At 65.0% G+C, this 12,170-nt stretch carries 4 protein-coding genes; 2 read left to right on the forward strand and 2 right to left on the reverse strand.

What is annotated here, in order from left to right:
- Positions 1 to 197 precede the first annotated feature (197 nt).
- Both BN3270_RS02030 and BN3270_RS02035 read left to right on the forward strand, forming a co-directional pair.
- On the forward strand, positions 198 to 1,412 hold the full coding sequence (locus BN3270_RS02030) for a trans-sulfuration enzyme family protein (RefSeq protein ID WP_082673279.1): 1,215 nt from the start codon (positions 198 to 200) through the stop codon (positions 1,410 to 1,412).
- Positions 1,413 to 2,588, forward strand: a complete 1,176-nt coding sequence (locus BN3270_RS02035; protein WP_058985532.1) for a MalY/PatB family protein — start codon at positions 1,413 to 1,415, stop codon at positions 2,586 to 2,588.
- Positions 2,589 to 2,721: 133 nt separating this feature from the next.
- Here the strand turns inward: BN3270_RS02035 and BN3270_RS02040 are convergent, their stop codons facing one another.
- On the reverse strand, positions 2,722 to 10,842 hold the full coding sequence (locus tag BN3270_RS02040) for a Spy0128 family protein (protein ID WP_058985533.1): 8,121 nt from the start codon (positions 10,840 to 10,842) through the stop codon (positions 2,722 to 2,724).
- Positions 10,843 to 11,325: 483 nt separating this feature from the next.
- Positions 11,326 to 12,081 (reverse strand): energy-coupling factor transporter transmembrane component T family protein, encoded by a 756-nt coding sequence (locus BN3270_RS02045; protein ID WP_058985534.1) that lies wholly within the window; start codon positions 12,079 to 12,081, stop codon positions 11,326 to 11,328.
- Positions 12,082 to 12,170 lie beyond the last annotated feature (89 nt).

Here is a 12,170-nt window from a genome sequence, read left to right on the forward strand (position 1 = left end):
GGACGAGGCCCGGGAGGTGGTGCTAAGAGGAAGGGGCCGGTGGGGGATGAGTGCCGGGGGTTTAAAAGGGAACTTCCCGGCGGCCGGCGAGGCGCGATATCGGCCAAAGCGAGAACCGCCCTACGGGATTCGGAATAATCGGCGCGCCCGAAGGGGCCGTATTCTTTCATTCAGCCAACCAATCGAAAGGACACGCCATGGGATGTAGCACCGGCTCCGCACGAAACACCGTCGCCGAAACCGCCGAGGAGGCAAACCTGGGCTTCGCCACGCGCTGCATCCACCACCGCGCGCATTTCGCCGACCCGGCCCATTCCGTCGTCGAACCCCTCTACCTGTCCACCGCCTTCGACCATGCCGGTTCGAAGATCGAAGGTGGCCACATCTCGAACGGCTACGATTACGCCCGCTGCCAGACCCCCACGCGCGAAGTCCTGGAAGACACCGTCTGCTCGCTCGAGGGCGGCGATTCCTGCGTGGCCTTTTCTTCGGGCATGGCGGCGATCGCCTGCCTGTTCGAGCTGTTCGCCCCCGGCGACCGCATCGTGACCTCCTGGGACCTCTACGGCGGTACGATCCGCCTGTTCGACGCCGTGTCGCGCAAGAACGGCTACACGATCGACGCCGTCGACACGTCCGACCTTGACGCCACGCGCGCCGCCCTTGCCGGCGGGGCGGCCTGCCTGTTCGTGGAAACCCCGACCAACCCCACGATGGCCGTGTCCGACATCGCCGCCCTCGCCGCAGAGGCCCACAAGGCGGGCGCCCTGCTCGCGGTGGACAACACCTTCCTCACGCCCTACTTCCAAAACCCCCTGAAGCTTGGCGCCGACGTGGTCGTGCACAGCGGCACCAAGTACCTCAACGGCCACAACGACGTGCTCGCCGGCTTTCTGGTGAGCGCGCGGCCCGACCTTTCGGAAAAGCTGCGCTATCTTTCGATGACCACCGGCGCCACCCTTTCGAGCTTCGATGCCTGGATGGTCACGCGCGGCCTGAAGACTCTGCCGCTGCGCATGGAGCGCCACCAGAGCAACGCGCTCGCCCTGGCCGGCTGGCTGCGCACGGCCCCGCACGTGGCCTACGTGAACTATCCCGGCCTGGCCGACCACCCCGGCCACGACCTCTGCCTGCGCCAGGGCAGCGGGTTCGGCGGCATGATCACCTTCGGCACCGACACGCCCGAAGCGGCGCGCCACGTGCTCGCAAGCGTGAAGGTGGCCGTGTTCGCCGAAAGCCTGGGCGGCACCGAAACCCTGATAACCTACCCCGCCGTGCAGACCCACGCCGACCTTTCGGAAGAGGAGCGCCAGGCCAAGGGCATCGACGCCTGCATGCTGCGCATTTCGGTGGGCCTGGAAGACCCCGACGACCTGATCGCCGATTTTGCCCAGGCGCTGGAGGGCTGCTAGATGGGCCGCTACGATTTCGACGCTGTCATCGACCGGCACGGCACCGGCTCGCTGAAGTACGACTGCGCTGCGCGCCGCGGCAAGTCACCCGACCTGCTGCCCCTCTGGGTTGCCGACATGGACTTTCCTACCGCGCCCGCCGTGGTGCAGGCGATCAAAGACCGCGCCGACCAGGGAATTTTCGGCTACACCGAGCCAGACGACGCTTACGTGGCCGCCCTGCGCGGCTGGTTCGGGCGCCGCTATGACTTCTGGCCCGAAGCGAGCTGGCTCACCGTAACGCCCGGCGTCGTGTTTGCCCTGGCCCAGGCCGTGCGCGCCTTTTCCGCCCCCGGCGACGCGGTCCTCATCCAGCCGCCCGTCTATTACCCCTTTTCGGAAGTGGTGGAAGACAACGGCCGCAGGCTCGTGGAAGCGCCGCTCGCCTACGACGCCAGCGCCCACACCTACGCGATCGACTTCGACGCCTTCGAACGCACCGTCGCCGAAAGGCGCCCCAAGATCTTCCTACTCTGCAACCCCCACAACCCGGCGGGCCGCGTATGGTCGGCCGACGAGCTGCGCCGCCTGGGAACCATCTGCAACGCGCACGGGGTGCTCGTGGTGTCCGACGAGATTCACGCCGACTTCGCCCGCCCCGGCTTTGCGCACACCGTCTACGCCACGTTGGGTGCCGCTTTCCGCGACAACTGCCTCGTATGCACGGCCGCGACCAAGTCCTTCAACCTGGCGGGCCTGCAGGCCTCGAACATCTTTATTCCCAATCCGCAGCTGAAGGAGCGGTTCGACGCAGCCGTGGCCCAGGCCGGCTACAGCCAGCCCAACTGCCTGGGACTGGTGGCCACCCGCGCCGCCTACGAGCAGGGCGAAGAGTGGCTCGAGGAACTGAAGGCCTACCTCGACGGCAATTACCGGTTCATGGTCGATTTCTTGGCCCGCCGGGCACCCCAGCTTGCCGTGGTGCCCCTGGAATCCACCTACTTGGTCTGGGTCGATTGCCGCGCGCTCGGCCTCGATGACGCCGGTCTTACCGAACTGGTCGAAGGCAAGGCAAAACTCTGGCTCGACATGGGCTACGTGTTCGGCGAGGCAGGTCGGGGCTTCATCCGCTTCAACATCGCCTGCCCGCGGTCGGTGCTTGCGCGCGCACTCGACCAGCTCACGGCCGCGCTTTAGATTCGTGTGGGACGACGGGGACGGAGGGTGTCGTCCCACATGGGACGACACCCTCCGTCCCCGTCGTCCCACACCCGTCGTCCCACACGCGAAGGGCCCGCTGGACGAACCAGCGGGCCCTTGCGTTCTGCGGCTACTTGTTGCCGTTCTTACCCTTCTTGCGTGCGATAGCCGCGAGGACCGCACCCGCTAGCGCGAGTGCCGCGGCCCCTGCCGCAAAGGGCAGGGCCTCATCGCCCGTGGTCGGGGTCGTAGCCGCAGGGCCGCCGGTCGCAGGCGTGGGGGCGTGGGGACCTGCGGTCGGGGTTGCGGGAGTGTCAGCCGGAACGGTGGGAACAGGTGGCTCTTCAGTCGGCGGCTCCTCATCGGCCGGCGGGGCCGTGTAGACGTTGGTGAAGACCGCCTCATCGGGCGCCGTCACCGACGCTTCGAGCATACCGCCCGCGTCTTTCACCGTCACCGTGTAGGTCAGCGCTGCATCGCTGTAGGCCATGCCTTCCTGGCCGGCATTGACTTCGGTCACCGTGTAGGTGAAGGTTCCCGTTTCGGCGAGGGGCACCACGAAGGCCACCGTGCCGTCGGCAGCGTTGGCCACCGTCTGCAGGACGGCTCCGCTCTCGTCGGCCAACTGGAAGGCGAAAGCGCCCTCGGTCAGGTCGGCTCCTTCAAGCACCTTCGTGGCCGTAATCGTCGCCACCGTCGGGTAGGGCTTGTAGATATTGGTGAAGGTCGCACCGGCGCCTTCGGTCACCGCCGCCTCGAGCGTGCCCGCACCCGTATCGGTTACGGTCACGCGCACCGTCTTGGCCGACCCGTCCATCGTGAAGCCGGTCGCATCGGGGCCGATCTCGCGAATGGTGTAGAGGTGGTCGCCCACCGCCGCAAGCTTGTAGTCGACGTTGAAGGTCACCGTGCCGCTCGCGTCGTTGAAGGCCGTCGCCACCTGCGTGTCGCCCTCGAACAGGCCGAACTCGAACTGGCGGTTCCCCAGCTGCGTGGGGCCTTCCACCACCTTGGTGGCCGTGATGGCAACCGTGCCTTCCGCCGCGTAGGTGTTGTTGAAGACGGGCGCCGTACCGGTCTGGGTGGCCGTGAGCGTGCCGTCGCCGTTATCGACCACGTGCACCGTCACCACCTTGGCTTCGGGGTCGTAGGCGTAACCGGCCGCATTGCCCTTGGCTTCGACGATCGTATAGTGGTAGTCCACGTAGCGCTTGCCGTCGGGACCCACCTGCACGGGAGCCGCGGGAGCAGACGCATCACCTTCGGCCGCATCGGCAGTTTCAGCGAGAAGCGAAGCCTTGGCATCCTTGGCTGCAGCCGCGCCTTCGTCGGAAGACGCTGCGGAGTCGTCGGCGTCCTTGTTAGCGTTTGCCTTGTCGGCGGCGCCGGCCTTGGCAGCCGCTTCGTCATCGGCGCCCGCCGCATCGGCCGAAGAGCTCTCGCTCTCGGTGGCCGCCGGCTTGGACGCCACGTCTTTGCCAGCTGTCGTTTCCTTCTTGGCAGCGGCATCATCCGCGCCCGACGTCGCAGCGGCGTCGGAAGCACCGGCCGCCCTCTCGTCGGTAGTCGCGGCATCCGCGGCAGTCGCGTTGGTCGCCGCAGCATCGGCCGGCGTCGCTTCGGTCGCCGCGCCCGCGAAGATGCTCGCGTCGTAGACGATCGGCCCGAAGGCCACCACGCCGCCCTCGTTGGTCACCGTGGTCTGCGCCGGCAGGGCGCCGCCGTCCTGGGCGGTGATCGTGAAGGTGAACAGACCGCTCGCTTCAGGCGCCTGGCCGTTGACGAGCTTGGCCGCTTCGATGACGGTCTCGCCCGACGTGGCCGTGTAGGTGTTGGTGAAGGTCGTGCCGTCCGGGTAGGACACCGTAGCCTCGAGCGTGCCCGTTGCCGGGTTATCGACCACGTTCACCGTCACCGTCTTCACCTGCGTATCGTAGGTGTAGGGCAGGCTGGCGTCGGCGGTTTCCTTCACCGTGTAGACGTAGGTGCCGGGCTTGGTGTAGGTGATGGCACCGAAGGCAACCGTGCCGCGTGCGTCGTTGACCGCGTTGGTCGTTGCCGGCAGCGGCGCGCCGTCCTTGGCAGAAAGCTCGAAGTTGAAGACGCCGTCCGCGATGTCAGCGTTGTTCAGCACCTTGGTGAAGGAGAAGGCCGCCGTGGTTGTCGCCGGCGTGTAGGTGTTTTCGAACACCGCCGCATCGGCATCGGTACCGTAGGCCACCTGGGCAACCAGCTTGCCTTCCGCATTGTCGGTCACGAGCACCGTAACGGTCTGTGCGTGTTCGTTATAGGCGACGCCTGGAATGATCCCCGCCTGCTCGCTCACCGTGTAGGAATAGGCACCCGGCTTGGTGTAGGTGATGGCGCCGAAGGCAACCGCATCGGGACCCGTCGCCGTCACCGTGGTTTCGGCGGGCAGGGGCGCGCCGTCCTTCGCGGCGAGCGCGAAGGCGAAGGCGTCACCGCTCATCCAATCGCGGCCCGTCAGCTGCTTCTGCACCTTGATAAGGCCCGTGGTTTCAACGGGATCCGCGGCGTAGGTGTTGGTGAAGACGACCGGATTGTCGGTCGTGGCAGAGCTTTCCGCAACGAGGCCGCCCGTACCATTGTCGGTCACCGTCACCGTCACCGTCTTTTCTGCAGCGGCGTCGTTGGTCACGCCGGCGAGGGAGCCGGATTCGGCAACCGTGTAGGTATAGGTGCCCGGAGCGGTGAACGCGATTGCGCCGAAGGTTGCCGCCGTGCCCGTACCATCGGGATTGGTGACGGTCGTGCCGTCGGCGGGCAGGGGCGCGCCGTCCTTCGCGGCGAGCGTGAACGTGAAGGCGCCCTTCACCTTATCGGCAGCCGGGCCGTCAAAGCCCGCAGGCACCACCAGGTTCTTGGCAACCGCAATGGTAGCCGTCGTGGCATCGGCCGCATAGGTGTTGGTGATCGTGGCAACGCCGCCGTCAACCGCAGCCTCGAGCGTGCCGTCGCCCTTGTCGGTCACTTTGATCGTAATGTCATGGTCGCTGTTGTCGCAGGTCCAGCCGTCCCCCGAGGCAGTCGTCTCGCGCACCGTGTAGTGATAGGTGCCGGTCGCGGTAAACGTCAGCTTTCCGAAGTCGATGGTCGCGGAGCCGGCCTTGGTGAAGGTCGCTTCGGCGGTGGCCTTCTCGGGCAGGGGCGTTGCCACGCCGGCGTCGTTGGCGCCGGCCTCGATGGCGAAGGCGAAGGTCTTGCCGCTCTCGCCCGCCCAGGCGTCGCCCGTAGCCTCGACCGTCTTCTTGATCAGGGCTTCGGCGAAGGTGCCTTTCGCGGCGTAGGTGTTGGTGAAGACCACCGGAGCGGCTTCGGGAGCGGAGCTCACAGCCGTAAGCGTGCCGTCATGGTTGTCGGTTACCGTCACCGTGACGGTTTTTTCGACAGCTTCGTTGGTCACGCCGTCAAGAGCGCCCGCTTCGGTCACGTGGTAGGTGTAGGTGCCGGGCTTGGTGTAGGAAATCTCACCGAAGGCGACGGGCGTCGCCGCGCCGTCGGTATTGGTGACGGTCGTGCCGCCCTTGGGCAGGGGCGCGCCATCGACCGCGGCGAGCGTGAACGTGAAGGCGCCCTTCACCTTATCGGCAGCCGGGCCGGCAAGGCCGGGCGGCACCACCAGGTTCTTGGCCGCGAAGATCGTGGCTGTGGCAGGCGTTACCGCATAGTTATTGGTGAAGACGGCCGTGGCCGTTTCGCCCTTCTCGATCGTGCCCGTATCACCCTCTGCCGTGGCCCTGAAGCCATCCACCGGGTTCTCGGTCACCGTGTAGCTCGCACCCGCCGGCAGGCCTTCGAACGTCCGGGACTCGCCGCCGCGCAAGTCAACCGTGGCCACGCCGTCGACGAACGCCGTGCCGCTGAAGACGCCGGAGATCTTCTTGTCGAGCGTAATCGTGAAGGAGAACGTCGCATCGGGCGCCGTCAGACCGTCGGCGGCGGTCACCTTCTTGGTCAGCTTCAGGCTGCCCGTATCGATCGTGTTGGTGATCTTGCCCACGTCGACCTTAGCGTCGTAGCTGCCCGTGTAGCCGGCGACCGGCTCTTCTTCGATCGTGTAGCCGATCGTATGCTGCTTGGCGGAATCGCTGTAGACCGGCAGGTTGAAGAAGCTGCCCGCCCAGCCTGTGTCGGACGTAAGCGCTATGGCCTTGCCCTTGAAGACGCCGTCTTCAAGCAGGCGGAAGGTCACGTGGTCGGGGCGCAGCTCCGTGAGCTCGTCGTCGCCCGCCCACTGCTTGGCCACATCGAGCTGCGTGGTCTCGTAGTCGTTCCAGAAGGCAGCCGTTGCGCCCTGGTTGGCATTGGTCGTCGCCGTAAGCGTGCCATCGCCCGCATCGACGACCTCGATCGTCACGATCACCGGCGTGGGATCGGTGGTGATGCCGGCCACGGTGCCCGATTCAGTCACCTTGTAGGTGTAGGTGCCGGGCGCATCGAAGCTGAGCCCCTTGAAAGCGCCCTGGCCCGAACGCGCGTTGCGGTCGCCCGCGATGGTCTGGGTGTCGACCGTGACGCCGTCGGCGTTGGCCAGCGTGAAGGTGTACTCCCACGCAGGCACTACCGCATCGTCAGCGGCCCGTACCGTCTTGGCAATCGGAATGGTCACCTCGACGGGCGTGATGCTGTTGTATGTGTTCGTGAAGCGCACGGCTTGATTGGGGTCAGCAGCCGCGTTAGTACCGTCGGCCACTTCCCAGGAGGCCGCAAGCTTGCCGTCGTTATCCTTCGCAACCGTTACCGTCACGATCTTTTCGGCAGCGGCGTCGTTGGTCACGCCGGCAACCGTGCCGGACTCGGTCACCTTGTAGCGGTAGGTTCCCTCGCTCTTGAACACAATCGGTCCGAAGAGCTCGGTGCCGCCGTTGTCGGCCGGGTTGGTCTTCACGACCTTGCCGCCGACGGCATCCGCAGGCAGAGGAGCACCGGCCGATGACGCCTCGAACGTGAAGGCGTATGCGCCCTTGATGCTCTGGGGGCCGGCAAAGCCTTTGGGCACCTCAAGCACCTTGGTCACGGGAATCACGACGGCGGCCTCGTCGTAGGAATTGGTGAAGACGATGGTCTCGCCGCCGTTGACGACCGCCGACAGGGTGCCGTCGCCCTTATCGGTCACATCGACGGTGATGCGCTTGTTGACGTTGGGGTCGTTGGTGACGCCCTCCACCGAACCCGTTTCGTTCATCAGGTAGGTGTAGACGCCGGGCTTGGTGTATTCGATGGCACCGAACGTCGTGGAGTCGCCGGCCTTCGGCGACGTCACCCTCGCGACGCCCTGATCGTCAACGTCCTCGGGCATAGGAGCCCCGTCAACCGCCTGCAAAGTGAAGGTGAACTTGCCCGTGACGTCGGGCGGCGTTTCGCCGTCGGGGGCCACCAGGTCCTTGCGCACCTCGATCTGCGCCGTGGTGGGCTTCACCGCATAGGCGTTGGTCACCGTGGGGTTGTTGCCCTCGACGGTCGCCTTCAGCTTGCCGTTGTCCTTGGCAACGGTGACCGTGATGGTCTTGTTGCCCGTATCGTAGGTCCAACCGGCAGGTGCCTGCGCGTTGGTCTCGTGCACCGTGAAGGTGTAGGTGCCTTCCCGGTAGAAGGTGACGTCGCCAAAGTTCAGCGTCTGCTTTTCGCCGTCGACCATCTTGTCGCCGGTCGCAGCAGTCGTGGCGCCCATCGTCACCGTACCCGCTTTCACGGCCACAGCCGTAGCGTCATCGCCTGCGGCAAGCTCGAAGCCGAAGGCTTCGGTCGCCGGGCGACCCGTTACCTCTTTGGTGACTTTCAGAGCCGTATCGCCCGAAAGCGTCACGCTGTCGAAGCTATTCACGCTCGCGATCGCGTAGGCCGTATCGGCCGCACCGATCGTGCCCTTCAGGCCCTGCTGAACATCGGTCGCGTTCGTCGGCGTCCCATTGGTGGCTTCCATCTTCTCGAAGCTGAAGCCTTCGGGCATACCGGTTTCCACGATCGAGAATTCGGTGCCCCTTGCCAAGCTCTCGAAGACCACGGTCCAGTTGGCCTTCAGCTTCAAGACGAATGGGGAACCGCTTTCGATCGCGTAGGTTCCGTCGCCGTTGTCTTTTGCGCTCGTTTCAACCGTCGCAGGCTGGCCGTTGGCATCGCGCACGGAAAACACGATGCCGGCGCCTTCGGGGCTCTTGAACTCAATCGCGTAAGAGAAGGCGACATCCGTCGGAGCCGCCCCGCCCGTGCGGTCATCGACGAGCTTTGCCAAGCTCAGGCTCGAACGGCGCACGTTCTGAGCCTCAAGCGATGCGCCGGCTGCGCCCGTCTGATACCAGCTATCGCCGATCTTGTAGGAACCCGTTTCCTGACCGGTTTTGACCAGCATGGTGGGCGTGCCGTTCACGATCATGGGACGCACAACCTCCGCGCGGAACTCCCATGCTCCGCCGTCGAAACCGGCCGGTTCGACAACCGTATAATCATGCCCGGCTTCGAGCACCTCGTAGCTGCCGTCGGCGGTCACCGCCATAAGGCCCGCAGAGACGGTCGCAGTCTCCTTGTAGGAATTGGCGTCGTCAAGGTTCACGCTCGTGTAAGAGAGCCCGTCGCGCGTGACGTCCAGCGTCACTTCCGAAGCCGCACGGGTGTCGACGTCGTTCTTCCAGAGCTTTTCTACGGGAAGCTGCGCGCTCGCAAGCGGCAGCGGGTCGGGATTGGACAAAGCTACGGTCCCCGTCACGATCTTGGTGCCCACCCACGTGCCGTCGGCTGCCTGGGTGAAGGTATAGCCGTCGTTCTGGATGCCCTCGGTCTGAGGATCGTCATCCACCGGAGCGTTCTTCGAGGTCCGCGTGAATACCTGGTCGTAGGTCACGTCGTTGCCCGTAGGCGTATTGGTCGCCAGACCCCAGCCGTCGGCGATCTTGACGATCTGCGCCCTCTGGTCGGCGGTGAGGTTGTCGTAGGATTTCAGCCCGCCCGCAAGCTCGGCCCGAAGGTCAAGCGCTTCCTGGCTGGGCCACACGCGGAACGACACCGCATAGATCACGTTGTGCTCGAGCTGTCCTGCACGCGAAAGGTCCCAGGAGACCCGACCGTCTGCGTAGGTTGCAGCGGGAGCATCGGGCCAGGCCGTCCCGTCCTTGGTATAGGTGAAAGACGCAGGGTCGGCGTTCAGGGCCGTCGACGTGAGTTCGGTAAGGGCATCGGTCACCTTCACGTTCGAGAAGACGACCGCGTTGGTGATGCGGTTGACGATTTCGTTGAAGGCCGCCGTGAGCGCGGCGGGATCTTCGGCGCTCTGGTAGGTGCCGCCCAGGTTCTGCATGTTTTCGGCGTCGCCGAAGGCGTTCACCGTATAGAGCTGGTAGCCAGCACCGACGATTTCGTCTGCCATAGCTTTGGCAGCGTCGAAGTTGCGGCCGTTGGGGTCGGAGTTGCCCGTGCCCCACACGCCGTAGGTGTCGTTCCAATCGTTACCGCCCAGGCGGCTGTTGCGGAAGGTGGGGTTGCCGTCGGATACGAAGACGACGTAGGTGGCTTCATCGGGTTGGGCCTGGGCCTTGGTGTCTGCCAGGGCCTTCGCGCGCGAAAGGGCGGCCTCCCAGTTGGTGCCCCCGCTGGCGCGGTAACCGTCAACCTGCGTGACGAGGGCGTACTCGTTGGTGGTCCAGTCGGTCACGCTGTTGACCGTGCTCGAGAAATTGACCATCGAGATTTCGACCGCATCGGGGTGGTCCGCGGTGTTGTTGGAAAGAAGGCTTTCGATGAGCGCGTTGGTCGCCGCCTTGGCGTTCGACATGCGCGTGCCCTGCTGTTGCTGCACAAGGCGATAGCGCTGGCCGTCATAGCGTTGCAGGGTGCCGCTCACATAAAACGCGCCCGTCCGATAGCTGTAGGTGAGCGGCACGTAGGCGCCATCGACCAAACCGTACCGGTTCTGCGTGTTGTAGTCGTTCACAGGGAGGTATTGCTTGGTGTACGCCGCCTCGTCCATTGACCCCGAAGTATCGAAGATGATGACGACGTTGGCGTTCGAATTCTCTTGCGACGAGCTCGAACGGCCCGCGACCGAAAGGGTGAGGTTGTAGGTACCGTCCCCGTTCGCGGTAAGGGTTTTGCCCACAGCGGGCTGGGAAGCTTCTTCGGCGGCGTAAGCTGCCGTCGGCAGCAGCCACGCGCACGCAAGGAGTGCGAACAGCGCGAAGAGAACAGCCGCCCCTCCTCTCAGCGACCGCGTAAGCAAGAGGTGAATTTCGCCTTTCATCTGCACGCCCCTTTCTCGCATGGGCGCGCGAGCGCCCACCAGCTTCACAACCTTGCAGGCCGTGTAAGCGAGCGGTCAGCGCATTCCCCCCCCGTCGCGATGGACGACTTTCGCGCCGGAACGCTCACCAACGGCTCCACGCGGCAACGATTGCGAAAATCACGTATCGGCCGCGCCGTCAAGGGTTACGTGATTATTTTACCATCCCTTCACATTTAACTGTCATATGTGTCGGTCAACCTTCGGCGATTGAGGTAATTTTTAGGCAGACTTGGACATGTGTCGCAAAATCAGCGCGAAAATCACCCCAGATAAACGCCTTAAGGTCCCTCATACAGGAGAAAATGGGGGGGGCGGAAACCGAGCTCCCCAAGAGATTGGCATTCTTTGGCACACAACCCCGACGGTGTGTCCTGGGACAACGGGGACGGAGGGTGTCGTCCCACATGGGACGACACCCTCCGTCCCCGTTGTCCCACCCGTTCACAGAAGAGCGGCGACCGCTATCAGAGCCGCGACGCAAGCAAGAGCCGCCGCCCATTGAAAGGGCGCAGCCGGAAGCGGATGCAATCGCGTGGGCATGGGAACCGCCCCGTAGCAGCGGACTTCCAAGGCGGTGGCAAGCGTAGCAGCCCGTCTGAACAAACGGATGAACAAGCCGATGAAAAGGGACTGCCACGCCCGCACCGCCGCGCGTACCCCTCCCCCTGCGAAACGAGCGCCACGGGCTTCGAGCGCTTCGCGGGAGGCGTAATACTCGTCGAGGATCTGGGGAATGAAGCGAAGGGCCACCGAAACGACGGCAGCGACGTCGCGCACAGGCACCCGCAGACGTGCCAGGGGAGACAGGAGGTCTTCAAGCGCTTGCGAAAGCGCCGTCGACGAGGTCGTCACCGTAAGACAGAAGGACGCCATCACGAGCACGACGATGCGGGCGCCGAAAAAGCAGCCCCGATCCAGCCCCGCCAGCGTGAAGCCCGCGGGAGCGCACGCGTTAGCCACAAGGGTAAAGGCCACCAGAATCTGCACGGCAACCGTTTGCCGCAGGGCCGGGCGCACGGGTATGCGGGCTGCCGCCCACACCAGGCATGCCTCCCCCGCGAACAGAGCCATTCCCGGCCAGGAGCTCACCCAAAAGAGAGCGAGCGAGTACACGAAGAGCAGAACCACCTTGGCGCGCGGGTCGGCGCGATGGACGCGGGTTGTTCCCGGTACGTATGCCGCAGCGTTCAGCGCCACGCCGCGCTCCTTTCGGCCGTTGCGGGGACGCGCTCTTTAGCATCCCCGATGAAATACAAAAAACGGAGGCCGCATGCACGACCTCCGTT

Origin of the sequence: Hugonella massiliensis (genome assembly GCA_001486445.1) — a bacterium.
GTDB lineage: Bacteria > Actinomycetota > Coriobacteriia > Coriobacteriales > Eggerthellaceae > Hugonella > Hugonella massiliensis.